20 protein-coding genes are annotated in these 26,701 nt (G+C 62.8%); 15 read left to right on the top strand and 5 right to left on the bottom strand.

Annotated elements, in window-relative coordinates; translation table 11 throughout:
- Positions 1 to 62: 62 nt before the first annotated feature.
- The 4 genes from UC34_RS24525 to UC34_RS24510 all read left to right on the top strand — a co-directional run bounded on the left by UC34_RS24525 (position 63) and on the right by UC34_RS24510 (position 2,033).
- Positions 63 to 578 carry a glycine zipper family protein gene (locus UC34_RS24525; protein WP_044457543.1) on the top strand — a complete coding sequence of 172 codons (516 nt, stop codon included), beginning with the start codon at positions 63 to 65 and terminating at the stop codon, positions 576 to 578.
- A 73-nt stretch (positions 579 to 651) separates the two neighbouring features.
- On the top strand, positions 652 to 1,044 hold the full coding sequence (locus tag UC34_RS24520) for a hypothetical protein (protein ID WP_157123294.1): 393 nt from the start codon (positions 652 to 654) through the stop codon (positions 1,042 to 1,044).
- A 122-nt stretch (positions 1,045 to 1,166) separates the two neighbouring features.
- Positions 1,167 to 1,760, top strand: a complete 594-nt coding sequence (gene thpR, locus UC34_RS24515; RefSeq protein WP_052810835.1) for an RNA 2',3'-cyclic phosphodiesterase — start codon at positions 1,167 to 1,169, stop codon at positions 1,758 to 1,760.
- Positions 1,761 to 1,817: 57 nt separating this feature from the next.
- On the top strand, positions 1,818 to 2,033 hold the full coding sequence (locus UC34_RS24510; RefSeq protein WP_044457536.1) for a hypothetical protein: 216 nt from the start codon (positions 1,818 to 1,820) through the stop codon (positions 2,031 to 2,033).
- A gap of 136 nt (positions 2,034 to 2,169) precedes the next feature.
- On the opposite strand, the gene UC34_RS24505 is transcribed toward UC34_RS24510, so the two are convergent.
- Positions 2,170 to 2,964: an MHYT domain-containing protein gene (locus UC34_RS24505; RefSeq protein ID WP_044457535.1), complete on the bottom strand. Its 795-nt coding sequence runs from the start codon at positions 2,962 to 2,964 to the stop codon at positions 2,170 to 2,172.
- Positions 2,965 to 3,541: 577 nt separating this feature from the next.
- Between UC34_RS24505 and UC34_RS24500 the strand changes: the two genes are divergently transcribed.
- Both UC34_RS24500 and UC34_RS24495 read left to right on the top strand, forming a co-directional pair.
- The gene (locus UC34_RS24500) at positions 3,542 to 5,116 is read left to right on the top strand and encodes a DHA2 family efflux MFS transporter permease subunit (protein ID WP_044457534.1); all 1,575 of its coding nucleotides are present in this window, start codon (positions 3,542 to 3,544) and stop codon (positions 5,114 to 5,116) included.
- 226 nt (positions 5,117 to 5,342) lie between these two features.
- Positions 5,343 to 6,290 carry a DedA family protein/thiosulfate sulfurtransferase GlpE gene (locus UC34_RS24495; protein WP_044457533.1) on the top strand — a complete coding sequence of 316 codons (948 nt, stop codon included), beginning with the start codon at positions 5,343 to 5,345 and terminating at the stop codon, positions 6,288 to 6,290.
- Between the two features lie 80 nt (positions 6,291 to 6,370).
- Here the strand turns inward: UC34_RS24495 and UC34_RS24490 are convergent, their stop codons facing one another.
- The gene (locus UC34_RS24490) at positions 6,371 to 6,826 is read right to left on the bottom strand and encodes a MarR family winged helix-turn-helix transcriptional regulator (protein WP_044457532.1); all 456 of its coding nucleotides are present in this window, start codon (positions 6,824 to 6,826) and stop codon (positions 6,371 to 6,373) included.
- 662 nt (positions 6,827 to 7,488) lie between these two features.
- On the opposite strand from UC34_RS24490, the gene UC34_RS24485 reads away from it, so the two are divergent.
- From UC34_RS24485 to UC34_RS24460, 6 genes are all read left to right on the top strand, one after another.
- Positions 7,489 to 9,189: a ClcB-like voltage-gated chloride channel protein gene (locus tag UC34_RS24485; protein ID WP_044458648.1), complete on the top strand. Its 1,701-nt coding sequence runs from the start codon at positions 7,489 to 7,491 to the stop codon at positions 9,187 to 9,189.
- Positions 9,186 to 11,222 carry a bifunctional tRNA (5-methylaminomethyl-2-thiouridine)(34)-methyltransferase MnmC2/FAD-dependent 5-carboxymethylaminomethyl-2-thiouridine(34) oxidoreductase MnmC1 gene (gene mnmC, locus UC34_RS24480; RefSeq protein ID WP_418303918.1) on the top strand — a complete coding sequence of 679 codons (2,037 nt, stop codon included), beginning with the start codon at positions 9,186 to 9,188 and terminating at the stop codon, positions 11,220 to 11,222. The genes UC34_RS24485 and mnmC overlap by 4 nt, the downstream gene beginning before the upstream one ends.
- 516 nt (positions 11,223 to 11,738) lie before the next feature.
- Complete coding sequence (locus UC34_RS24475; RefSeq protein ID WP_044457531.1) at positions 11,739 to 12,944, top strand: cation:proton antiporter; 1,206 nt, start codon at positions 11,739 to 11,741, stop codon at positions 12,942 to 12,944.
- Between the two features lie 3 nt (positions 12,945 to 12,947).
- Complete coding sequence (locus tag UC34_RS24470; protein ID WP_044457530.1) at positions 12,948 to 14,063, top strand: YbdK family carboxylate-amine ligase; 1,116 nt, start codon at positions 12,948 to 12,950, stop codon at positions 14,061 to 14,063.
- Positions 14,064 to 15,490: 1,427 nt separating this feature from the next.
- Positions 15,491 to 16,132: a MarR family winged helix-turn-helix transcriptional regulator gene (locus tag UC34_RS24465; protein WP_044457529.1), complete on the top strand. Its 642-nt coding sequence runs from the start codon at positions 15,491 to 15,493 to the stop codon at positions 16,130 to 16,132.
- A 174-nt stretch (positions 16,133 to 16,306) separates the two neighbouring features.
- Positions 16,307 to 16,759 (top strand): SET domain-containing protein, encoded by a 453-nt coding sequence (locus tag UC34_RS24460; RefSeq protein WP_044457528.1) that lies wholly within the window; start codon positions 16,307 to 16,309, stop codon positions 16,757 to 16,759.
- A gap of 21 nt (positions 16,760 to 16,780) precedes the next feature.
- On the opposite strand, the gene UC34_RS24455 is transcribed toward UC34_RS24460, so the two are convergent.
- A complete protein-coding gene (locus tag UC34_RS24455) occupies positions 16,781 to 17,086 on the bottom strand; it encodes a 4a-hydroxytetrahydrobiopterin dehydratase (protein WP_044458646.1) in 306 nt (101 codons plus the stop codon).
- A gap of 373 nt (positions 17,087 to 17,459) precedes the next feature.
- Positions 17,460 to 18,305, bottom strand: a complete 846-nt coding sequence (phhA, locus tag UC34_RS24450; protein ID WP_044457527.1) for a phenylalanine 4-monooxygenase — start codon at positions 18,303 to 18,305, stop codon at positions 17,460 to 17,462.
- Between the two features lie 141 nt (positions 18,306 to 18,446).
- Here phhA and UC34_RS24445 point away from each other — a divergent pair, with 141 nt between their 5' ends.
- Entirely contained in the window at positions 18,447 to 18,941 is a 495-nt protein-coding gene (locus UC34_RS24445) for an Lrp/AsnC family transcriptional regulator (protein ID WP_039394205.1), read from the top strand.
- A 134-nt stretch (positions 18,942 to 19,075) separates the two neighbouring features.
- On the opposite strand, the gene UC34_RS24440 is transcribed toward UC34_RS24445, so the two are convergent.
- Entirely contained in the window at positions 19,076 to 19,591 is a 516-nt protein-coding gene (locus UC34_RS24440) for an FUSC family protein (protein ID WP_044457526.1), read from the bottom strand.
- A gap of 233 nt (positions 19,592 to 19,824) precedes the next feature.
- Between UC34_RS24440 and UC34_RS24435 the strand changes: the two genes are divergently transcribed.
- Both UC34_RS24435 and UC34_RS24430 read left to right on the top strand, forming a co-directional pair.
- Positions 19,825 to 25,842, top strand: coding sequence for an alpha-2-macroglobulin family protein (locus UC34_RS24435; protein WP_044457525.1), 6,018 nt, complete (start codon positions 19,825 to 19,827; stop codon positions 25,840 to 25,842).
- Positions 25,843 to 25,909: 67 nt separating this feature from the next.
- On the top strand, positions 25,910 to 26,611 hold the full coding sequence (locus tag UC34_RS24430; protein ID WP_044457524.1) for a lysoplasmalogenase: 702 nt from the start codon (positions 25,910 to 25,912) through the stop codon (positions 26,609 to 26,611).
- Positions 26,612 to 26,701: the final 90 nt, after the last annotated feature.

Raw genomic sequence — 26,701 nt, 5'->3', positions numbered from 1 at the left:
AAACGTCTATCGTGCGCGTACGCACCCTTTCCCGGACCGGCACAGCGGGACGCTCGCGCCGCATGCAACGCCTTCTGGCCCCGCTCATCATCATCGGCGCGACCGCCGCGCTCACGGGTTGCGTGGTGGTGCCCACGGGCCCGAGTCTCATGGCGCTGCCCGGCACCGGCAAATCGTTCGACCAGTTCCGTCAGGACGATTTCAACTGCCGTCAATACGCGTCGGGACAAAACGCCGGCGTCGACGCCACCGCCGCGGCCAACAACAGCGCCATTGGCAGCGCCGTGCTCGGTACCGCGCTCGGCGCTGCCGCCGGTGCGGCGATCGGCGGCGGGTCGGGCGCGGCAATCGGCGCCGGGGCGGGGCTGCTCGCAGGAGGCGCAGTGGGTGCAGGCAACGCCCAGACATCTGCATACCTGACGCAAAGCCGTTATGATCAGGCCTACATTCAGTGCATGTATGCCGCCGGTCATCGCGTTCCCGTGCGTGGCGATATGGTTTCGTCGCAGCCGGTGCAGCGCTATGCACCGCCGCCGCCTCCGCCCCCGGGCTGGAGGCCGCCGCCCGGCAGCTACTGATCCCATGACAACATTCGCGATACGGCAGACGCGGCACAGCGTCACTGTCGTGTCTGCCCGCACGAGCATTTCGATGACCCTCGATTCGACTGTCCGCCAGACCTCCCACATCCGTAATACCTCCGTACTGCGTAAAGCGCCGGGGATGTTGCGTCCCGCTTCCGTCGTTGCTGCTGCGGCTGTCGTTGCCATCGCGGCGCTCGTCGTCGCGCCCCATGCGCGCGCGCAGAACACGTCGGCCCCCGTGAGCGGCGCGAACAGTGCCGCAACGCCGGGCAATGGGTCGACGTTCAACCCGTCGGCGGACATCTCGCGCGCCGTGTCCCGCGACACGACCGACGCCGCGATCCAGAACAACTGGAACACCATCACGCGTCCGCCCGTACAAGCCAAGCCGGAAGACAAGCCCGCCGATACGCCGCGCCGCAATCGTCGCGGTATCACACCGGGCATTTCGACGAACTGACCTGACCTGCCTGACGGGCCGGCTTGCACGGCGGATCGACTCAGGGTTGTCCGGCTGGCATTCGCCGGATCCCCCGTCTACTATGAGAACCATCAGCAGGATCCACTCCCTCTGGTGTTCTCATGCGACTCTTCCTTGCTCTGTGGCCCGGGCCGGGCGTGCGCGCGCAACTTCACGACTGGGCCCGATCGGCTCACGAAGAATGCGGCGGACGCGTGCTTCGCGCCCAGACCTTGCATCTGACGCTCGCATTTCTCGACGAAGTCGATCCTGCGCGACTGCCCGTGTTGCTTGCGCTCATGCAACGCACGCCGCTCGAGCCCTTCACCCTGACTTTCGATCATCTCGGCTACTGGTCCGATCGCAAAATCGTCTGGGCCGGTGCGCAGGGCGTACCCGATAACCTCATCGCTACGCGCAATACCCTGCTCTCGCAATGGCGTGCAACCGGCGCACGGGTGGTGACGCAATCGTTCCGTCCCCACGTCTCGCTTCTGCGTCACGCGCGCCGGGCGCCGACGGACCCGTATCCGCATCCGCTGGTCTGGCACTGCGACGGCTACGTGCTCGTGCACTCGGTGCGCACGCCGCGCGGGCCGCACTATCGCCTGCTCGCCGAACATCACAGCGCACGCCCCGATGGGGCCGAGGGCTTTTTTGAAACGTCGTCCGAGAAATCGCCGATGCCCGCAACGCAATACGGTATAGTCGGATGACGATATGCCGGCCGTCCGGTCGGCACGTCGGTTTCTCGTCATTCGCAGGAGGCTCAAGTGCAAGTCGGATCGATCGTCAAATCCAATCACATCGCAGTGCCGCGTGGTGCCGTTGGCATCGTGATCCGTGTGCTGGGTCACATGGCGATGGTTAAGTGGTATGCCGGACAACCCGGCGCGTCGCGCGAACTCAACACTGAACCGTTCGATATCGTCGACCTGATCGAAACAGGCGACGTCATGCCCGTCGGGGGCAGCCCCATCCTGCACTGAATATCGTGCGGCCTCGCAAGGCGCCATGAAAGCCTGGCAAGACTAGCAAGACAAACAAAACGCCGGCCCGTCTTTCGATGGGCCGGCGTTTTGCGTTACGCACATTACGCGCGTTGCGAGCGCTATGACCAATACGTCAGATGTGCCCCGCCCGCTGACGCATCAGCGCTTCGAGCCGCGCGGCCATGCGTTCGCGACGTCTGCGCGACGTGCGATGCAGCAGCACCGCCATGGCGAGCAGCACGACACACGCGATGAAGAACACGCCATAGGGCAGCGTATCGCCCTGCAAACGCAGACTGGCCTGCGCACGCGTCTCGGCGGTGCAAATGATCGTGCCGGCGCGCATACCGGTGTAGTGCATGCCGCAGACGGCAACAGCCATCACCAGCGCCGCCAGCGCCCGCTGCAGACTCGTCTCCAGATGGAACGCCAGCCACAGCGCCACACTGGCCGCCACAATGGCGATCAGTACCGACAGGGCGATGATGGTCGTGTCCCACTCGAAATACGCCCGCGTGCGCATCGCGCTCATGCCGAGATAATGCATGCCCGCCACGCCCAGACCGGCGCCAACGCCTGCAATCGAGCACTGCAATGCACTGCGGTACGGAGCGCGCGCGACGAACCACAACGCAATGCCCGACACGATCACGGCGAGCGCCAGACTCCCGAGCGTCGGCCAGAGCGAATAGGAAACGGGGAACGGCATGCGCTGCGCAGCCATCCCGATGAAGTGCATGCCCCAGATGCCGATGCCACCGAGTGCCAGCGCGGACACCACGACATAGCCGGGACTGATGCGTCCGTCTTCGTCGCGAATACGCGACGCGGCCACCAACGCGACATAGGCCCCCAACGCCGATATCACGAAAGACAGCAGGACAAGGAACTCGCTGTAAGAAAGAGGAACGACGCTACCTGGCTGCATGGGCTTATCCTGTGATTTCGCTGCCCCCTGAATGCCGATGAGCGAGGGGACGCGAGTGTTTTCTTTTTCTAGCCTGCGAGACACCGACAACGGGACGGCAGCGCCCCCGCTACAGCGACATTGCATCGCTGACATCTGGCGCTAACGGCGATTCAATCCCGCCGCCTCTACGGCGTCAAGGGGCAAAAATGACTGGCGATCGCCTTCCCGGGAGGAATCGCCGAAGGGCGGCGGGACGCTGGAACTGCGGCGTCTGCAAACCCTGTCGGCAAACCCTTACGGGACGCGTGATTCACGAAAAATGAGCCAGGTTGCAAGACATCGGCAGGCGTAAGCTGACGATTTAGAGAGTCGATTCCAAACCCGCGTCGCACAGCGCCCACGATGTGCGGCACCATCCGGGGAGGTCTCGACCGCTTTTCGATTACCTTCGCCCCCGTTCAACATCGTTTGACCTCGTTTAACCTCGTTTAACCTCGTTTAACCCCGTTCGACCGCGTTCGTCCCCACGACGCCGGACCACGTCCGCCCCATGGGGCCCTTGCGAGGCGATCATGATTTCAGGGAGAGGCATCACATGGCAAACGCCGCCACCGCACCCGCCGACGCCGCGCCGCAAGGCACACAAGGCGCACCGCTCACCGGCGGGCGACTGGCCATTCTCACCATCGGACTGGCATTGGGCACGTTCATGGAGGTGCTCGACACATCCATCGCGAACGTCGCCGTACCGACCATCGCCGGCAGTCTGGGGGTGTCGAACAGTCAGGGGACGTGGGTCATCAGCTCGTACGCCGTCGCCGCCGCCATTGCCGTTCCGCTCACCGGATGGCTCGCGCGGCGCGTAGGCGAAGCGAAGCTTTTCGTCATGTCGGTCACGGCCTTCACGATTGCCTCCATGCTCTGCGGACTGGCGCCCAACATGGAATCGCTCGTCATCTTCCGCTTGCTGCAAGGGCTCGTATCCGGACCGATGGTGCCGCTCTCGCAGACCATTCTGTTACGCAGCTTTCCCGAGAAGAAGCGCGGATTGGCGCTCGGATTGTGGGCGATGACCGTTATCGTCGCGCCCATTTTCGGTCCCGTGATCGGCGGGTGGATCACCGACAACTACACCTGGCCGTGGATCTTTTACATCAATGTGCCGGTCGGCGTGTTCTCCGCCGTGTCATGCCTCATTCTCCTGCGCGGACATGAAACGAAGACGCAGAAGCTGCCCATCGACGTGATCGGGCTGGCGCTACTGGCCGTAGGCGTCGGTTCGCTGCAGATGATGCTCGACCTCGGCAAGGACCGAGACTGGTTCAACAACGGCCTGATCGTAACGCTCGCGATCACGGCTGCGGTGTGTCTGTCGTTCCTGATCCTCTGGGAGCTCACGTCGGACAGACCCGTCATCGACCTCTCGCTTTTCAAGGACCGTAATTTCGCGCTCGGCGTAGTGGTAATCTCGTTCGGCTTCATGACGTTCTTCGCCTCGGTGGTCATCTTCCCGCTGTGGCTTCAGACCGTGATGGATTACACGGCGGGCAAGGCGGGACTCGCCACCGCGCCGGTCGGTCTGCTGGCGCTCGTGCTCTCGCCGATCATCGGGCAGAACATGAACCGCCTGAATTTGCGGGCCGTGGCGTCGTTTGCGTTCCTTGTCTTCGCCGGCGTGTCGTTCTGGAATTCGTATTTCGCCCTGAATCTGTCGTTCGCCAAGGTCATCGAGCCGCGGCTCGTGCAGGGCATCGGCATCGCCTGTTTCTTCGTGCCGGTCACGACCATTACGCTATCGAGCATTTCGGACGAGCGGCTGGCCGCCGCCTCGGGCTTGTCGAACTTCTTTCGCACCCTCTCGGGAGCCATTGGCACGGCAGTGAGCACGACGATGTGGGAAGACCGCGCCATCTACCATCACGCGCGGCTCGCGGAGCACGTCACACCGTATTCCGACGCCACCACCAGCTACCTCGAACAATTGCGTCAGGGGCTGGGGCTCGCGAACGGCGCCGACATCGGCATGCTCAACGAGGTGGTGACGCGACAGGCCTTCATGCTGGCGACGAACGACATCTTTCATCTGTCGGGCTACGTGTTTCTCGCCCTGGCGGTGCTGGTTTGGGTGACCAAGCCGAAGAAGGGCGCTGCGCCTTCGATGGGCCACTGAGGGACGCGAATTCGCCACGTCGGAATCTCAGGTCGGCAGTCTCGGGGGAGGCCGCCCGGCGTGGCGGCCATCGTTCCAGATTAGCAACAGTACTTTTCGGCTTCACGGCTTCTTGCCGTCACGGCGCGGCGCTAACATGCGGTATTGCGCGCAGTGGCGCGCGCTTTATCCGTTTCCGGCTTGGCGGCGCCTTTGCCCACCCCTTTCTGCCCAACAGGTACCCGGCATGTTGTTCGATATGATCGCCCGCTTCGGGCTCTGGCTCGTCTTTCTGAACATCTTCGGACAGGCGCTGGGGTTGCCGCTGCCGGCTTACCCTACGCTCATCGTCACGGCGTCGACATCGCTATTCCCGCCGTTACTGATCGTGGCGTTGGCCGTCGTGGCGGCCCTGCTGGGCGATGCGCTCTGGTTCCTCGCCGGACGCCGCTACGGTCACCACATCCTGCGCCTCATGTGCCGTCTGTCGATCTCGCCGGACACATGCGTGAGCCGCACGGAAGGAGCGATCGGACGTCATGGCGTGCGCGTGCTGATGTTTGCTCGTTTCGTGCCGGGACTCTCGGCATTGTCGGTGCCGATGGCTGGCGCGCTCGGCGTGTCGTGGCGCACCTTCCTGCTGTATGACGCCATCGGCGCCGTGCTCTGGTCGGGTGTCGCCGTGGCGCTGGGCGTCGGCTTCGCGTCGCACATCGTCGCGGTGCTCGACGCCTTCGACACGCTCGGTCGGGGTGTGCTGTGGCTCGTGGCGCTCGTCTTCGCGCTGTACCTGCTCAATCGCTGGCTGAACCGCTACCGGTTGCTGCGCTCGCTGCGCATGGCGCGAATCGGCGTGCAGACGCTCGAAGCGTGGATGAAGGACGACGTCACGCCGGTCGTGATCGACGTACGCTCTGCCGCACGCCGAGCCGTCGACCCCTTCACGATACCCGGCGCCATCGCCGTCGAACCCGAGGAAATCGCCGAGAAATTGCGCGATGTGCCGCGCGAGCGCCGGATCGTCGTGTTTTGCGCATGTCCCAATGAGGTGACAGCGGCCAAACTCGCACAGCAATTGCGTCAGCAGGGCTTCACGGAGGTGCGTCCGCTGCTCGGCGGGCTGGATGCCTGGCGTGACGCCGGCTACACCGTCGAGAAGATCGACGGCATGGAAATGCTCGTGCCAGCGCACTGAGATTCCACGGTTTTCACATTAGGTTGTGCACAACTGAATGACGCGCGTCTTTCCGCAAGGAGACGCGCGTTTTCTTTTGGTCAGGCGTCGTTCAGAGCGTCGCGCAGTTGCAGCAACAGGTTTCGCAACGTCTTTTGTGCGGCATCGGATTGCCCGGTCGCGGCCTGGATCTGTGCCGGTACCTGACGCGCTTCACGGCGCAGATTTACACCGCGCGGCGTAAGGTCGATGAAGACCTGTCGCTCGTCTTCCTCCCCGCGCCGTCGCGTCAAAAGTCCCATCGTTTCCAGTCGTTTCAGCAGCGGCGTCAACGTACCGGAATCCAGCCCGAGACGCGCCCCCAACTGATTGACGGCAATGTCGTCCTGCTCCCAGAGCACCACCATCGCGAGGTATTGCGAGTAGGTCAAACCGAGTCTGTCGAGCATCGGCTTGTGTGCTTTGGTCATTGCCAGTGAAGCTGCGTACAACGCGAAGCCCAATTGATCTTCCAGACGCACGGGCGTTTTTTGTGCGGCCTTTTTGCTGACTGCCATTCGGGAATTACGCTTCATTTCCAATTCGATTGCGCGCCATTCTATTTCACTGCGTGGAATGTGACCAGCGAAGTGACGCATCTGGAACACTGCGGGGCAGCGTGTGTTTTCGGAGCGTTTACGCGTCCCCGCCTCGAAATTTATCTTTGTCTGAATACGAGTCAGAAATGGCGCGCAGCGCAGACGGTCGCAAGAATCCGGTATGCGGGCGCCTCCTGAGAAATGCCCGTAAAACCGGGTAGCGCTGACGTCGATGAACGATGGGAGGCAGTTCGAACACCTAGCAGCGTGCCGTGGAATCGTCGCAACATCCCTCCAAAAAACACGTTATCTGAGCAATTTTCAGTTTCCCCGAGAAAATGCGCGCATCACGCTCTCGGCGGGATATCTGTGCGGGTTCCGATCCCCAGCCGCCAATGCCCTCCATGAAAACCGTCGCAAATCCGCCGCGCGCGCGCTCGGGCGCTCGGGTCAGCGCGACATCGACATGTGAAGCGAAAATTACGTTACCTGAGCGTTACTCAGTTTTTGACGTCGACATCGAGCGCCCGTGGGTCGCTTTCAAAAAAAGGCGTCGGTCGATACCATGAGGCCCACTACGACAACAACTCCGTCTCTTATCCGTGTCAGCAGTGTCCGCCTGGGCCAAATCGCCCGTCGTTGTGTGGGTGCGGCGTCAATTCGCACCGAACACCCTGCAAATCACGCTGCTGCTTGCCGGCATCGTCGGGCTGCTGGGGGCGTTGGCCACTGTCGCGTTTCGTGAAGCGCTCTCCGGTGTGCAATTTCTCCTCGCAGGCCATCGCAGCGGCATGGTCGAGCTCGCGCAAAACTACGACTGGTGGCAGCGCCTGCTGCTACCGAGCGCGGGCGGTCTCGTCGCCGGACTGATCCTCCAGTACGCCACGTTGTGGGTGCCAAAAAAGGGCGCCGACGACTACATGGAAGCGATCGCCATCGGCACCGGCGTGCTCAGCCTTCGGCAAACACTCGTCAAGAGTCTGTCGTCGCTATGTTCGGTCGCGTCGGGGGCGTCGATCGGCCGGGAAGGGCCGATGGTGCAGCTCGCGGCGATGTTCGCCTCGCTCGTCGGACGCATACTGGCGTTCCCGCCCGAGCGCTTGCGGCTGCTGGTGGCGTGCGGTGCGACCGCAGGCATTACGTCCGCTTACAACGCCCCGATCGCGGGCGCGCTCTTTATCTCCGAGATCGTCTACGGCTCGATCTCGACGGCCACCCTCGGGCCGCTGGTCGTCGCCTCTGTCATCGCCAACATCGTCATTCGCCAGTTCCTCGGATACGACGCCGTCTACCAGATGCCGCGCTTCGACTTCGTCTCCGGCTGGGAGGTCTTCTTCTACGTGGGCCTCGGCGTGCTGGCCGGCGTGCTTGCGCCATTGTTCCTGCGTCTGCTCGACAGCGCCAAGGCGCGCTTTAGCGCCTTGCCGGTCCCGCTGTTCCTGCGTCTCGCGCTCGGCGGCCTGGTGGTGGGCGTGCTGTCGTTGCAGGTGCCGCAGGTCTGGGGCAACGGTTACAGCGTCGTGAATTCGATTTTGCATACGCATTGGGCGTGGCAAGCGCTGGCGATGGTGCTGGTATTCAAGGTACTGGCGACGGCGTCGTCTGCCGGCTCCGGTGCGGTGGGCGGGGTTTTCACGCCAACGCTGTTCGTCGGCGCCGCCCTTGGCAGTCTCTACGGCCTGGCAATGAACGCGCTGGCGCCTGCGACGGCATCCGTGGCGAGCAGCTACGCCGTGGTTGGTATGGGCGCGTTTCTCGCGGCGACCACCTATGCGCCACTGATGTCGATTCTGATGATCTTCGAGATGACGTTGAGTTATCAGGTCGTGCTCCCGCTCATGCTCGCGTGCGTCACCGCCTATCTGACGGCGCACACGATTCGTGCCGACTCCGTCTACGCCAAGTCGTTGCGACGCAATCGGGTGGCGGGTCGCTGGCTGTCCATGACGGGCGAGGGCGGTGATATGCGACTGTCGTCGCTCGCCGTGGACAACGATGCGGTGGTGAGCGCCGCCGACAGTCCGGATGTCATCGGCGAACGCTTCGTCGAGACCGGTTATCGCAATCTCGTGGTGCGCGCGCAGGACGGTCGTCTGATCGGCACGCTCGACGCAGCGAGTTGGTGGCGGCGGCAAGCGACGGGCGAGCCGACGCTCTGGACCGAAGTGGTGACGCCGTGCAAGCCACTCGACGGTGACATGGCGCTCGTGAGCGCGCTGCGCGCTGTGGGCGGGATGCACGCCGACTGGGTGCCGGTAGCGGGTGTCCAAGGGAAGTGGCTGGGTGTGGTGTCGTTGCCCGGACTGATCGAGATCGTGACGCAAGAGCGAGGGAGCGAATGAACCGTCGTGCGGGCATGGGGCCCCGAGCCCCGTTTCAGCCGATCACCCCGGCGCAGCCGTCGACCACGCAAGACGGCACGCCGTATTCGGAAGCGTTCGAGGACGTCTATCACAGTGTGGGCGGCCCGCTCGGTCAGGCGCGTCACGTCTTCCTCGGCGGCAACGGATTACCTGAGCGCTGGCGCGGTCGCGAGCAATTCGTCATCGTCGAGACGGGTTTCGGTCTGGGCCTGAATTTCCTCGCCACATGGGCCGCCTGGCGCGACGATCCGCACCGGCCCGCACGACTGCATTTCGTGTCGGTGGAGAAGTATCCCTTCCGTCCCCAGGATCTGCGGCGCATGCTCGAACCGATGCTCGTGCAACCCGGCATGTCCGAGCTCGCGCCGATGGTGCAACGGTTGTGCGACGTGTGGCCGGCGCCCGTGGCTGGCTGGCATCGGCTCGAACTCGCCCCCGGCGTGGTGCTGAGTGTGGGGTTCGGCGACGCGCTGGATCTGCTGTCGCTGCTGCGTGCCGGCGCGGACGCCTTCTACCTCGACGGCTTCTCGCCAGCCAGGAATCCGGATATCTGGACGCCGGAAATCTTCAAGGCGCTCGGACGACTGGCACGTGACGGCGCAACGCTGGCAACGTACACAGCCGTGGGGCAGATTCGACGTGACCTGATCGCCTCCGGATTTCAGGTCGCTCGCCATCACGGCTACGGCCCGAAGCGCTCTATGCTGGCCGGTCCTTACGCGCCGCCGTACCGCATGCGGCGCTATGACCCGCCTGACCCGCCTGTCGCGCCGTCGCCACGGGCGGGCGAGGCGATCGTGGTGGGGGCGGGTATGGCCGGGGCGGCCATGGCGCGATGCCTGGTGGCGCGCGGATGGCGCGTGCGTCTGTTCGAACGGGCCCAGGCGCCGGGTTCGGCGGCCTCGGGCAATCCCGCCGGCGTCTTCCATCCGCAACTCTCCGCCGACGACAACGTATTGTCGCGCCTCACGCGTGCCGGCTTCCTGTATGCGCTCTCGCAGTGGCGCACCCTGCCGGGCGGCTTGCCCGGACGGGCAGACGGTCTGCTTCAGGTCGCGACGTCCGACGACGAAGCCCTCGCCTTGCAACATCTGCTGGATACGCACGCGTATCCGGAGTCGTATGCGAAGTGGGTGGACGTGGCGCAGGCCTCTGCGCTCGCTGGCGAAACGCTGGCCCATGGCGGGGTCTGGTACCCGGAGGGCGGATGGCTCGCACCCGCGATGTTGTGCCGCGCGGAACTGGTCGCGGCGGGTGCCTCGCTGGACGCGCGTTACGGCGTGAATGTCGAGCGCCTCGCACGTCGCGAAGCGGGTCGCTGGACCGCGCTCGACGAGACGGGGCGGGTGCTGGCGGAAGCCGACGTCGCCATCGTCACCGCCGCCGACGTCTCGCAAAAGCTGCTCTCACCTTATCTCTCATCCGAATTCGTGCCGCTCAAACGTGTTCGGGGACAGTTGACCTTCTTGCCGCCGGACGCCTTGCCGGGCTTGCGCGTCCCGGTCTGCGGCGAGGGCTATGTGGCGCCGTCGCCGCTGGGCGGCGCGGGCCCGATCACGGGGGCGACATACGGCTTCGACGATCCCTCGCCGGAGGTGCGACTGGCCGACCATCAAGCCAATTTGCGGCGTCTGGCCGCCCTGTTGCCCGCCCACGCCGAAGCCTTCGGTGACAACGGACTCGCCAACGAGCGGGCGGCCGAGGCGCTCGGCGGACGCACCGCGTTCCGGGCGCTGCTCCCTGACCGGCTGCCGATGGCGGGGCAATTGCCGGACATGGACGCTATCGAGCCGCAACGACGGCGTCTGACCGGGGGCCATCTGCGAGATCTGCCGCGACTCGACGGCCTCTACGCGAGTTTCGCGTTCGGCTCGCGCGGACTGGTCTTCGCGTCGCTGTGCGCGGAACTCGTCGCCAGTCAGATAACCGGCGAGCCGTGGCCCATCGGCAGCGATCTGGCAGACGCCATCGATCCGGCGCGTTACCTGATGCATGCCCTGCGCAAGGCGTGAGCCGAAGCGCAGAGGATGCATTGCGGGGTGAGCGCTTGCCCTGGCATCAGCCGTCACATCATCAGACAAAACGCGGCGCCGACCGCTGCTCACGTTGTCCAGGCCTGGCCCGTTCTCGGCCGCACGCGTCTTCCCTCCGAAAAGTCGGATCTGAAAATTAAATCGACTCTGACCCTATAGGGGTGAAAAGCCCGCCCCATGCGGGGGCGACGCGCCCTTGGCGCTTGCCCCCGGACTTTCCGATGAATGCGGCACGCTCCAGCGCCATACGTGCGGCTGTGCCCGCCGTTGGCAAGAGACAAAACCGATCCATGGAAGCTAATCTCCCGGACGTGCCCGCAGGACGGGGCTCGGGGCATCGTAACGGCCGTTTGAAAGCCTCGGAAACCGACTGTGGCAAAATGACCCCAACCCTTCGGGTTCGTCGCGCATTTGTCCTTCATCTGCAACCCCGCGCGCGACTTTCTTTCCTTTTCACCACTTGATGCGCCGTCAAGCGGCGCAAAGCGAGCATTAATGACGTCGGAACTGTCCCTTTTCCCGGGCTGGCCGCCGGCACCCGACCCCGTTTTCTTCGCCGGGCTGGCATTGGTATTTGCCGGACTCGCCGGGGAAATCTGTTTCCGGAGACTGCGCCTGCCGCGCATCACCGGTTACGCCGTGGTCGGGCTGGTCGGTGGCACCCTGGGTCTTTCATCCATGCTGGACGCGCAGACAAGCGCGGCTATCCGGCTGCTGATCGACCTGGCGCTGGGCCTGCTGCTGTTTGAACTCGGCAGTCGTCTCAACCTGAAATGGATGCGATCCAATCCATGGATCATCGTCACCAGTGCGCTGGAAGCCTTGCTCACCTTCGTCGCGGTCTACGCGGTGCTGCGAGTCTTTAGCGTATCGCCGCTCACGGCGGTCCTCATCGCATCCATCAGCATGGCCACATCGCCAGCAGTGGTCATCCAGCTAAAGAACGAGTTGCGGGCCGAAGGCCAGGTGACGGAACGTCTGCTGGCCCTGGCGGCGCTCAACAGCGTGTACGCGGTCGTCGCGGTCAAGCTTGTGTACGGCTGGATGCACCAGGCGTACCACTCCAGTTTCTGGGTCGTGCTGTTCCATCCGCTCTATCTGCTGATCGGGTCGATCGTGCTGGCGTTCGTGCTGGCCAAAGCCTGCAATCTGGTCTTCCGAAAGTTCGGCAGTCAGGACCACCATGCCTTCGTCATGCTCATCGGTCTGATCATGCTCATGGTCGCCCTGGTGCACATGCTCAAATTGCCGAACTCGCTCACGTTGCTGCTCGCCGGGATCATTTTCCGGAATCTGGATGAGCGCCCGCAGTTGTGGCCCGCGTACTTCGGCACGGCCGGCTGGCTGCTGGCAGTGGTGCTGTTCGTGCTGACCTCGCTGGCATTCCAGTGGGAATACCTCGTGCTCGGCGGATTGGCGGCGCTGGCGATCATCGTCGTTCGGGGCGCCGCCAAGGTGGTTGGCACGGTGGCCGTCGCGCACCAGGCCGGTATCAGTTACAAGCAGGCCATCGCGCTCGGATTGTCGTTGTGCCCGATGGCCAGTCTCGCGTTCGTACTCGTTGCCGATACGTACGACATCTACCCGCAGTTCGATCCGATGCTCAAGGCAGTGGTGATGTGCACCATTGCCTTGCTGCAACTGGCGGCGCCGCTGGTGGTCTATTGGGCATTGGCCCTTGTCGGTGAACGGAAGGATTAAGCCATGTCACTTGAAGAATTCATTCCCTCGAAGCCTTGCACCTTTGGGGTGGAGCTGGAAATGCAGATCGTCAATCGCCACGATTACGATCTGACCAAGGCGGCCGCCGACGTCATGCGGCTTGTCGCCAAGGAAACGCACCCGGGCGATATCAAGCCGGAGATGACCGAAAGCATGATCGAGCTTTCGACCGATATCTGCCATCACCATAGCGACGCGCTCACGCAATTGCGTCGGGTGCGCGACGTGCTGGTGGCCGCGAGCGAGCAGCTTAACGTCGGGCTGTGTGGCGGCGGCACGCACGCTTTCCAGCGCTGGAGCGAGCGAACCATTTACGACTCGCCGCGCTTTCACTTCCTGTCCGAACTTTATGGCTACCTGGCCAAGCAGTTCACGGTTTTCGGACAGCACGTCCATATCGGGTGTCCGGATCCGGACAGCGCGTTGTACCTCCTGCACGCAATGTCGCGCTATATCCCTCATTTCATCGCGCTGTCGGCCTCGTCGCCGTACGTGCAGGGGGTGGACACCGGGTTCCACTCGGCCCGTCTGAACTCCGTTTTCGCGTTCCCGCTGTCGGGCCGTGCCCCGTTCGTACTGAAGTGGTCGGACTTCGAAGCCTACTTCGACAAGATGGTAAAGACCGGCGTCGTGGAAAGCATGAAGGACTTCTACTGGGACATTCGTCCTAAACCGGGTTTTGGGACGATCGAGGTGCGGGTGATGGATACCCCCTTGTCCGTTGACCGCGCGGCCGCCATCGCCTGTTACATCCAGTCTCTGGCCCACTATCTGCTCAACGAGCGTCCGTTCGAGCTCAGCGAGGACGATTATCTGGTTTATACGTTCAACCGCTTCGAGGCCTGCCGTTTCGGCCTTGAAGGGGCTTACGTGGATCCTCAGACGGGTGAGCGCTCGATGTTGGGCGATCACATCGCCAAGACCCTGGACCTGATCAAACCGCACGCGGTGAAGCTCGAGGCCGAAGCCGCCTGCGAAGACATTCGCCAACTTGTCTCGTCGGGCAAGAACGACGCCGTGTGGCTGCGCGAGGTGCATGCCGATGCGAAGTCGCTTAACGAAATGGTTCGTCAGCAATGTCTGCGCTGGGCGACGTGATGCACGTGAGCGCCTGAGACTCGCGATATCGATCGGCGAGCGATCGGTGTGAGGAAACCCCGCCTTGGCGGGGTTTTTTATTGCCCGGACTGCGGATCTACCGGTGACGAGCCTTGCCGCAGCCATTTGTGCGGCACACCGCGCGAAGCGCATGCCTTTCGTGCCGCGCTTACAGGCAAAACTTGCCGGAAGTGGCGTCCAGCGCTCGGCATCACGCATCGCAAGCGCTGCGTTTTCCACTGTTCAGGCCGACAGGGTTTTGCCGTTTTCGCGTCGCTCGTAGCAAGGTTTTAAGGTTTTAATAGGTTTACTGTATGTATACATAGTAGTAGTTAACAAAGGCGGCCAACTCCTGTGGATAACCACAGTTAACGGTGTGTAAACAGGAAGTTGCCGGAATGAGAACTGGATGGACAAACAGCGGGTATCCCGAGAACAACTCTGAACAGTTTTCGACCCCTGTGGAAAGATCCGCGACTTATCCCGAACCCATGCACAACTAGTCCGATAAGTTATCCAGAAAGTTATCCACAGGCGCTTAAATTTTGTGCAAGACACCCTCGAAAACGCGGTTTTGTGGATAATTTTGACGTTCTGGCTTTGGCCGACCGGTTCGCGGCTACAATCTCGCCACTTGTTTTAGCGGCCTGTCGTATGCGGTGTAAGAAGTGAGCGATGTTGGTTTTGCTGGGCGTAACGAGCGAAAGCGTCCGTACCGTCAAATTTCTCCATTCGCGTGTCCCGAAGCCTCCGCTCGTGGACTCGCCGATCAGTTCTTTCCCTTTTTTTGACCGACACAGACCCCGGAAACTGACGACCGACGGTTGTGTTTCAAATCATTTGCGTTCTGTCCGAAACGCAGGGGGATTCGTGCGCGCGCGTCGGGAGGGGGGAGACGATGCGGGGATATCTCGAGTTTCGAGAGATTTTCGTGGGGGACGTAACAGGGACGCATCGCCCGGAAAACGCATCGCTACGGTCTGCGAGCCACGCCCCACGCGGGTTTGCAGGGCGGTTGAGAATTGGTGCGGGGTACGACGCGCTTTGAGATGGCGCGATGCGTTACACCAATTCAGCAAACGATGTAATTCGCATGGGATGCGAAATGATTTTGTCTATACGTCGCTTGATCAAACAAGTGCGCAGGACACCAATATTTTGTAAACATCGTGAGTAGGATTTGGGAGATCAGTACAAGAACTGATACGCCAAAATTCAACTCAGAACACACAATGGAATCGTGGTGGGGCGGCGCGTTCAACAGCGACTCGCCGTCGAGTATCGACACGGAAGTAGCTTAGGGTTTCCCCCGGGCGGGGCGCCAAAATATACGATGCATGAGGCCAAGACGTGTGATGCACCGCCCGTGAGTTCATTTGACAAGCTGTTTTATCGACGTATAGTTTTTAGAAATCCTAACGAAAATCATGGCTACCCCGACCCCACTTGATGAACCGCTCTCCAAGCGCGTAACGGCAGGCTTGTTGCGCATGGGAACCGCGTTACGGAGCCACGCCTGGGAAGGCGCGGCGCTGTCTGGATTGACGCCGACGCAGGGTGAAATTCTTACGCTCCTGCTCATGCGCGGTGTGCCGATGCGACTGGGCGAGATTGCGGAGGATGCCGCCCTGACATCGGCCACGGTCAGTGAGGCCGTGAGTACGCTCGAAAGCAAGGGGCTTGTCGAAAAGCGGCGTGACGCCAACGATGGTCGTGCGCTGGCCCTGCGACTTACCGCGAAGGGACGCACGTCGGCCAAGCGGGCATCGCAATGGGCGAGCTTCGTGACGACGGCTGCCGATCTGCTGAGCGAAAAGGACCGGGCACAGCTGTACCGCATGCTCGTCAAGCTCATCTCGACAATGGAGAGCCGGGGCGATGTGCCGCAGCAGCGCATGTGCCTGACGTGCGAACATTTCGAGACGGCTGCCCGCGGCAAGGGCACCTACCACTGCAACTACTTCAATACGACCTACGACGATTCGCGACTGGCGCTCGACTGCAATGCGCATGTCGAGGCGGATATTGCGACGCGTAACAAGGTCTGGAAGCTGTACAGCAAGACCTGAGCATCGGGCCATCGTTTGCCGCGCTCGGGCGTTGCGTCCGAGCGGCGCGAATCAGGGGGAGAACGTCATCCACGACCGGGTGACGTTTTTTTTCGTCCGTCGTTGTCACGCACATGTCCGTCGCGTGCCTGTACACTGCGCTTTTTTGCATCCACCAAACCTCATCGCATAGAGATGGCAGCCAAGCGCAGAATCGAAGTCAGAAAATCAGGCGTCCACGGGAAGGGGGTGTATGCGGTCAAGCGCCTCAAGAAAGGGGACCGCGTGATCCAGTACAAGGGCGAGATCATTTCGTGGCGCGAGGCCTTGCGCCGCCATCCGCATGATCCGGCGCACCCGACGCATACCTTTTATTTCAGCCTGGAAGACGGACGCTGCATCGACGGCAAGGTCGACGGCAACAATGCCCGCTGGATCAACCACGCCTGCTCGCCGAACTGCGAGGCGCGGGAGGAAGGGGATCGCGTCTACATCTATGCGATGCGCGATATCGATGCGGGCGAAGAACTCTTCTATGACTACGGTCTCGTGATCGACGCCCGCTACACCAAAAAACTCAAACGCGAGTACGCCTGTCACTGTGGCAGCAAGGCGTGTCGCGGCACGATGCTCGCGCCGAAGCGCTGAGCATGCGACGCCGGTGACGCGTCAGCCCGACGTGCGATCGCCGGCGTACTGGTCGATGGCCGTTGCCAGTTCGATGTCGCGCTGCGTGAGGCCATCGGCATCGTGCGTCGATAGCGTGATGTCCACGCGGTTGTAGACGTTGAACCACTCCGGGTGATGGTTCATGGTCTCCGCCTTGAGTGCGACCTGCGTCATGAAGCCAAACGCTTCGTTGAAGTCGTGAAACGTGAAACTGCGCTGGATGGCGTCGCGTCCGACCACCTGGTGCCACTCGGGCAGCACTTCGGCGAGCGTGGCGCGTTCCTCGGATGAGAGTCGTGTTGTCATGGCATTCCTTTCAAAGCATTTGATGCGAGTGGGTTGCAGCTTTGGCGCGATCAGGTGCTGGTCGCGCGAATTCAACGATCCAAACGGATAGGCATCCGCCGGCGCGAATGCGGCGTCGAAGACGACTGCGTGCGGGGTGGGGGGAAGACGCATCAATATCCGACGCAGCACCATGCGACACCGACGAAACGGCGCGACGCCGTTTCATTGATCTATTGTTCCACAGCCGGACCGAGCCTGTGTGTAAGCGCTGTCTGATAGCGTGCATGGGAGCAAGAATCGGCGGCGTTTGCCCAGCACACCCCCGATGGCGAGGTCATGACGGGGGGGAAGATATTGGGACGCTGCGGCCCGGAATGCCCGGGCCGTGCCATCATGCCGCCAGCAGAATTTCCGTGTCTTCGGGACGACGTGCGTTGGCCTCGAACGAGGGCTGCTCGGCGAACGTCCTGAACAGGCTCGGAAGATCCGCGAGCATGGCATCGAACAACTGTGCGAAGTCGTCGATCACGAAGTACGTCTGCTGAAAGGTGTCGATGCGGTATTGCGTGCGTAACACGCGCTCCAGCGAGAACCCGACGCGGTTGGGCTCGTGCGAGGTCAGCGAGAACTCCGTCTCTCCCCGACTGGACACAATGCCCGCACCGTAGATGCGCAGTCCGTTGCCATCACGCATCAAACCGAATTCGACGGTGTACCAGTACAGGCGAGCGAGTAGCGGCAACGCGCCGAGCGATTGCGCGAGCGTACCGGCTTTCCCGTAAGCTTGCATGAAGTCGGCGAACACCGGATTGGCGAGCAACGGCACATGACCGAACACGTCATGGAAAAGGTCGGGTTCCTGAAGGTAGTCGAGCTGGTCCGGGCGACGCATCCACCATGTGGCGGGAAAGCGTCGATTGGCGAGGTGATCGAAGAACACGTGGTCCGGCACGAGACCGGGCACCGCCACGACTTGCCAACCGGTCGCCGCGATCAGTTTTTCGTTCAGGCGATCGAACTCCGGCACGCGACGAGCGTCCATGTCGAGAGCGCGGATGCCATCCATGAAGGCATCGCACACGCGGCCCGGCAACATGGCCGTCTGACGTTCGTAGAGCTGCTGCCACACCGCGTGATCCACCGCGCCGTATTGCTCGACGGGTTGATCGATGGTGAAGTCGGGGCGGGTCGCGAGACCCGCTTCGAATTGCTCCTGGAGCATGGCAGTAAGGGACATGATGCGAACGACTCAATCAAGCGGTGACAATGATTGAAAGTGTATTGCGCATGGCATGCGAAATGGGCGCATAATGCGCCTGTGGTGAAAGTCGTTTGCATAAATTTCGCATAAAAATGTGATTTATTGCGGAGAATCGTCATGCTTGATCTGGATAGCTTCGATTTGGCCCTTCTGGACGCCTTGCAGAAGGAAGGACGGGCCACCCATCACCAGTTGGCGGAGCATGTAGCGCTCTCGGCGTCGCAGATCGGTCGTCGCCTGCAACGGCTCGAAGCCGCAGGGGTCATCGAGGGGTATCGCGTGGTGCTGCGACCCGAGGCATTGGGTCTGGCGGTGACGGCTTTCACGACACTGCGCTTGCAGCATCATGGCGATCAGGTCATCGAACGTTTTCAGGCGGAAATCGATCTGCTGCCCGAAGTGCTCGAATGTCATGCGGTAGTCGGCGAGGCCGATTACCTCTTGAGGATCGTGGTGCCGGATCTCAATGCATTGTCGGCATTCGTGATGAAGCGACTCATGCAGGTGCCGGGCGTGGAGAACGTGCGCTCGAACATCGTGCTGAGCGCATTCAAGCGCAGCAATGCGCTGCCGTTGAGTTACCTGTCGAATAACCGACCGGCGTCGCGTTGAGTCGCTGAGCGCCTGAGTTCTTGGGCCCTTGCGGGCTCAGGCGCGTGGATCCATCCGAGGGCGTCGAGCGCAGGCGGCGCTCGACGCCACGTCAGTCGTTTTCGTCCACCTCTGCATCTTGCCAAGCGCGGCGCTCAGTCCTCAGGCATCAGCAACGGCTTCACATACCGGCCGTAGATCAGCGACTGGATCAGCGCGACGGTGGAACCAATCAGCACTTCGATCACGCGCAGCATGGCGAGGCTCAATTCTTCATGCAGGCCTTGCCCCTGCCCGCTGAGCGCCGCCGACATCAGAATGACGACAGTGGCCGGCCCGAGCCGCCAGTTCGCCGGATAGTTCTGCACCAGCATCGCGGCCAGCGTGGCAATCGTGATCCCCACGAGCATTGCCGCGAGTCCCGGCCCCATTACCAGCAAGACGATACATGCCACGATCGCGCCCGTAATCGTGTTGATCGACCGCGCCTTGAAATTGCTGCGCGCCTGCAACGGGTCCGGCTCGGTCACGATGATGAGGGAAATCATCGCCCAGTAGGGCTCGGGGAAGCCCGCCGCGCGCAGACCGAACCAGACGATCAGCGAGCCGCTGAGAATCTTTACCAGATAGACCAGTGCGTTCTTCTTCGGATGGAGAAAGGCGACGGGCATGACGGGCGCACGTAGCGAATACGGAAAGATGCCAGTGTGACATAGGCCAAATCCCGGACGACGATCCGAGCGACGATTGAGAGAAATTCCGAGGAGATGATTAAGACGTTTCCGATCCGGGCCGGTCTCCCCTCCTAAATATCGATTTCCGTGCCGGTTCTGTTGGGAAACGGTTCGAGATGCCAAGGACTGCGGGTTAGAATCGCCTCACCAGAACCCGGGAGGAGTCCGGCATGCATAGCCGAACGCAACGCGTCTGGCCGGCTGCGCCATTGGCGTGGGCGGCGCTGAGTCTTGGAATGCTCGCGGTGTCGTCTGCTCAGGCGGCACGCGTGGTGAGCGTCAGCCCGCAGGGCGAAGTCGCCAGTGTGAGCCAGGTGGTCGTCAAATTCGACGAAGCGATGGTTCCCGCAGGCGATCCTCGCGCTACGGCGCCGGCTGCCGTACGGTGTTCCGACGGCTCATTGACTGGCGATGGCCATTGGCTCGAACCCAAGATCTGGGTCTACGATTTCAAGGGCGATTTGCCCCCGGGGGCAAAGTGTTCCGTCGAGATGCGCAGCGGCTTGTCGGCCGTCTCGGGCACGGCCCTCTCCGGCGCCACGAAGTACGCATTCAATACCGGCGGCCCGGCCGTCTCGTCCATCCGTCCGTCGTATGGTCCGATCGACGAGAATCAGATATTTATCCTCACGCTCAACGGTGCGGCCAATCCCGGCAGTGTGCGTCAGAACGCATGGTGCGAAACGGAAGGCATAGGCGAGCGTATCGGCGTGAAATGGGTCGAAGGCGATGCGCGCACGGCGCTGCTCAAGCGCTTCAATCTCGACAAGCAGTCGGGGCGCGTCGTCATGCTGCAATGCAATCGCACGCTGGCCGCTGGCGCGAAGATGCATCTGGTCTGGGGCGCGGGGATCGCCACGCCGTCCGGCGTGCCAACAAAGCAGGCGCGACGTTTCGAATATGACGTGCGGGAGCCATTTACCGCCAGCTTCAGTTGCGAGCGCGAGAATGCCAACGCGCCATGTACGCCGTTGCGGCCGCTGCGCCTGACGTTCAACTCACCGGTCGCACGTGACATGGCGGCCAGGATTCGGTTGCAAGGCGCCGGCGCCGAGCGCTCTCCGAAGTTCAGCGATACGGAACGTTCCTCCAGCGTGGCGGATGTCACGTTCGAAGCGCCATTCCCGGAAAAGGCCGAACTCACGCTCTCGTTGCCGAAAGACTTCACGGATGATAGCGGCCGGGCGCTCGACAACGCGAGTGAATTCCCGTTGAAGACCCGAACGGCCACGATGCCGCCGTTGGCCAAGTTCGCGGCCGCGCCGTTCGGTATCGTGGAGCGCTTCGCGGAACCGGGCATGCCACCCATGCTGCCGGTCACATTGCGCAAGGTCGAACCGGCCTTGCAAATCAATGGTCTCGGTGTGTCGGGCGAAGCTGCCGCAACCGGTCGTACCCTGCAGTTGCGGGTGGACGACGACGCACAGGTCATGGCATGGATGTCTCGCGTGCGGCGCTTCGACGAAACGACAATGACGCGCAAGCAGATCGCCGAAGAAATGCCTTCGATTCTGACGGCGCCTGCGGCAAAGGAATCGTTCGGACCCAACGCAGCGGCTATCGTCGAAGACAAGATCACGCAGTACGACACGCGCAGCCTGTCGCTGCTCTCCGGATTGCAGGGCGTTCAGGCGCTCACGCTGCCGGTTCCAAAGGAGAAGGATCCGCGACCGTTCGAGGTTGTTGGGATTCCTTTCCAGAAGCCGGGTTTCTATGTCGTGGAACTGGCGTCGCAATCGCTCGGCGCAGCGTTGTTGGGCAAGTCGCTGCCAATGTACGTACGCACGACAGTGCTCGTCACGAATCTTGGCGTGCACTTCAAGATGGGGCGTGAGAACGCGCTTGCGTGGGTGACCACGCTCGACAAGGGGCAGCCTGTCGCCAACGCCAAGGTGCGGGTGCTGGATTGCGACGGCAGCGAAGTCGCCACCGCCGTGACCGACAAGACGGGCGTCGCCAGGTTCGACAAGGCGTTTGAACGTTACCGGTATTGCCAGAAGACGGGACGCTCCGGGTATTTCGTGGTTGCGCGCACGCAGGGCAATGATCCTGACATGGCGTTCGTGTCGTCCGAATGGGATCGCGGTATCGAACCGTGGCGCTTCCACGTGCCGACTGACGGGGGCAACACCCCGACGGTTCGCGCGCAGACGGTGTTCGACCGCATGCTGTTCCGCGTCGGTGAGACGGTATCGATGAAGCACTTCATCCGTCAGGAGACGATGCAGGGGCTCGCCTTGCCCGCCAGCCTGCCGTCCCAGTTGACGATCACGCATGAGGGCTCCGGGCAGACTTACACGCAGCCTGTCACGTGGCGTAATGGTCGGCTTGCCGAAAACACATTCCAGATTCCGCCGGGCGCGAAGCTTGGCGAATACACCGTCACGCTGAACTACGCGGATAACGATTCGCGACCGAAGACGTATCCACAATCGCTCGACGCCGGGCGTTTCCGAGTGGAGGCGTTCCGTCTACCCGTGCTGGCCGGATCGATCGGCGTGCGTGACGCGGCAAAATCGCCCCTCATCAACAAGACGGAAGCACCGGTCACCGTGCAGGTCAATTACGTCGCCGGGGGGCCGGCGGGTAACCTGCCTGTGCGTGTGTCCGCCTTGATGCGCGTGCGCGATCTGAGCTTCGACGGTTACGACGATTTCAGTTTTACGCCGTATCGTCCGCCGTCAGCGCAGGCGGGCGGGGAGGATGACGATTCGGGTAGCGACGAAACGTCGGGTTCCAGCGATCAGAAGCTGGTCGCCGACAAACAGAGACTGGTGCTCGATCGCAACGGCGCGGGAAGTCTGACGCTCAAGGATTTGCCGAAGGTGGATCGCCCGAGCGATCTGGTGCTCGAAGCGAGCTTTGCCGACCCCAATGGCGAGATTCAGACGCTGCGCGGTAACGCCACCCTCTGGCCGGCCAATCTGATTACCGGCGTGCGCAGCGAGAGCTGGGTGTCGGTCACCAACAAGCTGCCGGTCAAGGCGTTGGCGCTCGATCTGAAAGGCAAGCCGAAGTCTGGTGTGGCGATGGAGGTGCGCGCCGAGGCACGCATTACGACCAGTAGCCGCAAACGCATGGTGGGCGGCTTCTACGCGTACGACAATCGCATCGAGGTCAAGGATCTCGGCAAGGTGTGCAGCGGCAAGACCGACGAGCGTGGCCAATTGTCATGCGATGTGTCGCTTTCGCAACCGGGCGAAGTCACGCTGGTGGCGCAGGCAAAAGATGACAAGGGCAATCTGAGCACATCGACAACCTCTGTCTGGGTAACGGGACGAGGCGAGGTCTGGTTCGGCGGGGACAACACCGATCGCATGGATGTCCTGCCGGAGCGCCGCGCTTATGAGCCGGGCGAGACGGCCAAATTGCAAGTCCGCATGCCGTTCCGCACGGCGACGGCGTTGGTGGCGATCGAGCGCGAAGGCGTCATGGAGACGCAAACCATGGAGATTTCGGGCAAGGAGCCAAATATCTCCCTGAAAGTCGATCCGGCGTGGGGACCGAACGTCTACGTGTCAGTGCTCGCAGTGCGGGGGCGGATTCATGAGGTGCCCTGGTATTCGTTCTTTCAGTGGGGTTGGAAACAACCGCTGGAGTGGTTCCGGGCGTTCTGGTACGAGGGGCGCGAATATCAGGCGCCGACGGGGCTGGTGGATCTGGGCAAGCCGGCCTATCGCTTCGGTCTGACCGAGTTGCGCGTGGGCACGGCCGGACAACGTCTGGCGGTAGAGGTGAAGCCCGATGCGCCCACCTACCCGGTGAGGGGACACGCCAAGGTGCGCATCAAGGTCACGCAGCCGGACGGCAAGCCCGTGGCAGCCGGTTCAGAGGTGGCCGTGGCCGCGGTGGACGAAGCGTTGCTGGAGCTCGCGCCGAACACCAGTTGGCATCTGCTCGACGCCATGTGGCAGCGCCGCAGCTATACGGTGACGACGGCGACCGCGCAGATGGAGATCATCGGCCGTCGGCACTACGGGCGCAAGGCGGTGCCTGCGGGCGGCGGCGGCGGCAAGAGCCCGACACGCGAGTTGTTCGACACGCTGCTGCTGTGGCAACCCCGCGTGGTTCTCGACGACAAGGGAGAAGCGACGGTCGATGTGCCGCTCAATGACTCGCTGTCGAGCTTCCGCATCGTGGCGGTGGCGGACGACGGCAAGCCGGGCACACAGGCGCTCGGCTGGTTCGGTACGGGATCGGCGACCATTCGCACCACGCAGGATTTGCAGCTGATTTCCGGGCTGCCGCCGCTGGTGCGCGAGGGCGACAACTACCGTGCGCAGTTCACCGTGCGCAATACGACCCAGCACGCGATGCAGGTGCAGTTGAGTGCGCGCGCGACCCAACTGACATTGGCGCCGCAGCGTGTCGACGTACCGGCCGGCGAGTCGCGGGAAGTGGCGTGGGAAGTGACTGCGCCCACCGGGTTGGCGGATACCCGTGCGCAGCGGGTGCTGTGGGAGGTCAGCGCGCAGGCGCCTGCGGCAGGTGGCGCTCCTGCGGCCAGCGATGCCATCAAGGTGGGGCAGGACATCCAGCCGTCGCTGCCTGCGAGCGTGCAACAGTCGGTGCTCATGCAAGTCGAAGGCAGTCTCACCGTGCCAATGGCTCCGCCCGCCGGCGCGGTGGCTGACAGCACGGGCAAGCTGCGTGGCGGCGTTCGCGTCAATTTGCAGCCGCGTCTGTCGCAAGGGTTGCCGGGCGTGAAGCGTTGGTTCGAGTTGTATCCCTACGCGTGTCTGGAGCAGCAGGCATCGAAGGCACTCGGCTTGCGGGATGTGGCGCAATGGAAACGCGTGATGGGCACGCTGCCGTCGTATCTGGACGAAGACGGTCTCGCGAGCTACTTCCCGCCGCAGGAAGGCTTCGCCAACCAGGGCAGCGATACGCTGACGGCTTATCTGCTGGCGATGAGCAACGAAGCCAAGGCGCTCGACCCGGCCTATGGCTTGCCGGACGACGCACTGGCGCGCATGGCGGACGGTCTGACGGCGTTCGTGGAAGGGCGTCTCACCCGCCGTTTCTGGGCGCCGCGCGATGACCTGACCCTGCGCAAGCTCAGTGCCATCGAGGCGTTGTCGCGCTATGGCCGGGCGAACGCGCGCATGCTCGGCTCGCTCACCATTGCGCCGAACGACTGGCCGACGTCGGCCGTGATCGACTGGTACGCGATCCTGCAACGGTTGCCCGACGCGCCGCAGCGTGCCGAGCGGCTGGCGCAGGCCGAGCAGATCCTTCGGGCGCGCCTGTCGTATCAGGGCACGCGTGTGGGTTTCTCGACGCAAGGCAGCGACGGTCTCTGGTGGCTCATGGTCGGACCGGAAACCAATGCGGCGCGACTGGCGTTGCTGATGAACGCGAACCCGGCATGGAAGGACGAAATGCCGCGACTCGTCATCGGCCTGCTGGGGTTGCAATCGCGCGGTGCGTGGTCGACGACGACGGCCAACGTGTGGGGCGGTCTGGCAGTGGATCGGTTCTCGGCTCGCTTCGAGCGCGATATGCCGACGGGCCACACCTCGGTTCAGTGGCAGAGCGACAATCAGACGAGCGGCGGCGTGCAGAGCGTCGATTGGGACAAGCTGAAGGCAGGCACGATGCCCCCCGCGATCTCGTTGCCGTGGCTTGCCAACGCCAAGGCAGGCGCAGACAACGGGCGAGATGTGCTGCGTCTGGAGCAGACGGGGGTGGGCAAGCCTTGGGCGACGATCCAGAGTCTGGCGGCGGTGCCGCTCAAGGCGCCTTTCGCGGCAGGCTATCGCGTGACGCGCAGTGTCCAGGTGCAGGATGCCGCCGATCGGTCGGGTGACAGCTTCGTGCGAGGCGCCGTGCTGCGGGTACGGCTCGATATCGATGCACAGGCGGACATGCGTTGGGTGGTGGTGAGCGATCCTCTGCCCGGCGGTGCGACCGTGCTGGGCGGTGGTCTCGGGCGCGACTCGGCCATTGCGACACAGGGCCAGAAGAGCGAAGGTGCAATGCCGGCATTCGAGGAACGTGCGCAGGACGCTTACCGTGCTTACTACGATTATCTGCCGAAGGGGCAGCATCGGATCGAGTACACCGTACGCCTGAACAACGTGGGCAAATTCGTGACCCCGCCAACGCGCGTGGAAGCGATGTACGAGCCCGCGATGTATGGCGAGTCGCCTAACGCGCCGGTGCAGGTGGTTCCGGCAAAGCCATGAAGCACGCCGATGGAAGGGAATGCGCACTGGACGGGACAACGGGAGATGCAACAGGAGACGCAATGAAATGACGTCGAACTTCTTTGCTCCGGCGGCGGCGCTGCCGCGCGAGGCGCGCCGCTTCTGGTGGCTCGCCGCAATCGCAGGCGCTGCCTACGCCTTGTCGCTGCGTAGTACGCCATATGCCGATCAGGCCATCGCGAAGCTTTTCCTGTGTGCGTTGTTGCTGTTCGCGGCGATGTATCACCGCGTGCCCGGCGAGCGCGTCTGGCTTTGCGCGGCGCTGATCTTTTCGGGCGCAGGGGATGTCCTGCTCGCTGTTCCGACATTGGCGCAGGGTTTCGTCATGGGGTTGGGCGCCTTTTTGGTGGCGCACCTCGCGTATTTCGTACTGTTCTGGCGCGTGCGTCGTCGGTGGGGCGCCGTGCCGACGTGGCACCGTATCGCGATTGGGGTGGTGTGGATCGCGGCGGCGTTGTCGTACGCGATGTACTGGCCGGGAATGGGCGCGCTCAAGGCACCGGTCGCCTGCTATGTGATCGTATTGGCCATGATGGCGACGGCGGCGCTGCTCGCCGGGCTTCCTGGGGAATGGGCCGCTGTCGGTGCGTTGCTGTTCACGGTATCGGATGCGCTTATCGGCACCACGCGTTTCGTGGGCTCGGTCCCCGCTCAGGAGTACACCATCTGGATCCTTTACGCCTTGGCCCAACTGCTGCTCGTCGCGGGGGTGATGGCGCCGCGCCTCGCACAGGACACATCGCATTGATCGCATGGCAAAGAAGGGTGTGATGGTCGCAGTGCATGAAGGAAGTGAAGGGCGTGAAGGACGCGAAGGACGTGAAGGCCGTCGCTGGAG

Source organism: Pandoraea vervacti (assembly GCF_000934605.2).
Taxonomy (GTDB): domain Bacteria; phylum Pseudomonadota; class Gammaproteobacteria; order Burkholderiales; family Burkholderiaceae; genus Pandoraea; species Pandoraea vervacti.
Note: the sequence above shows the minus strand (reverse complement) of the source record. Positions and strands in the feature narration are given on the sequence as shown.

Bases quoted from the DNA above. Each gene is read 5' to 3' on its own strand.
- UC34_RS24470 (WP_044457530.1), top strand. From the start codon at position 12,948: ATGTCACTTGAAGAATTCATTCCCTCGAAGCCTTGCACCTTTGGGGTG.
- UC34_RS24475 (WP_044457531.1), top strand. From the start codon at position 11,739: ATGACGTCGGAACTGTCCCTTTTCCCGGGCTGGCCGCCGGCACCCGAC.
- UC34_RS24440 (WP_044457526.1), bottom strand. From the start codon at position 19,591: ATGCCCGTCGCCTTTCTCCATCCGAAGAAGAACGCACTGGTCTATCTG.
- thpR (WP_052810835.1), top strand. From the start codon at position 1,167: ATGCGACTCTTCCTTGCTCTGTGGCCCGGGCCGGGCGTGCGCGCGCAA.
- UC34_RS24465 (WP_044457529.1), top strand. From the start codon at position 15,491: ATGGCTACCCCGACCCCACTTGATGAACCGCTCTCCAAGCGCGTAACG.
- UC34_RS24430 (WP_044457524.1), top strand. From the start codon at position 25,910: ATGACGTCGAACTTCTTTGCTCCGGCGGCGGCGCTGCCGCGCGAGGCG.
- UC34_RS24505 (WP_044457535.1), bottom strand. From the start codon at position 2,964: ATGCAGCCAGGTAGCGTCGTTCCTCTTTCTTACAGCGAGTTCCTTGTC.
- phhA (WP_044457527.1), bottom strand. From the start codon at position 18,305: ATGTCCCTTACTGCCATGCTCCAGGAGCAATTCGAAGCGGGTCTCGCG.
- UC34_RS24490 (WP_044457532.1), bottom strand. From the start codon at position 6,826: ATGGCAGTCAGCAAAAAGGCCGCACAAAAAACGCCCGTGCGTCTGGAA.
- UC34_RS24445 (WP_039394205.1), top strand. From the start codon at position 18,447: ATGCTTGATCTGGATAGCTTCGATTTGGCCCTTCTGGACGCCTTGCAG.
- mnmC (WP_418303918.1), top strand. From the start codon at position 9,186: ATGAACCGTCGTGCGGGCATGGGGCCCCGAGCCCCGTTTCAGCCGATC.
- UC34_RS24495 (WP_044457533.1), top strand. From the start codon at position 5,343: ATGTTGTTCGATATGATCGCCCGCTTCGGGCTCTGGCTCGTCTTTCTG.
- UC34_RS24520 (WP_157123294.1), top strand. From the start codon at position 652: ATGACCCTCGATTCGACTGTCCGCCAGACCTCCCACATCCGTAATACC.
- UC34_RS24500 (WP_044457534.1), top strand. From the start codon at position 3,542: ATGGCAAACGCCGCCACCGCACCCGCCGACGCCGCGCCGCAAGGCACA.
- UC34_RS24455 (WP_044458646.1), bottom strand. From the start codon at position 17,086: ATGACAACACGACTCTCATCCGAGGAACGCGCCACGCTCGCCGAAGTG.
- UC34_RS24460 (WP_044457528.1), top strand. From the start codon at position 16,307: ATGGCAGCCAAGCGCAGAATCGAAGTCAGAAAATCAGGCGTCCACGGG.
- UC34_RS24435 (WP_044457525.1), top strand. From the start codon at position 19,825: ATGCATAGCCGAACGCAACGCGTCTGGCCGGCTGCGCCATTGGCGTGG.
- UC34_RS24525 (WP_044457543.1), top strand. From the start codon at position 63: ATGCAACGCCTTCTGGCCCCGCTCATCATCATCGGCGCGACCGCCGCG.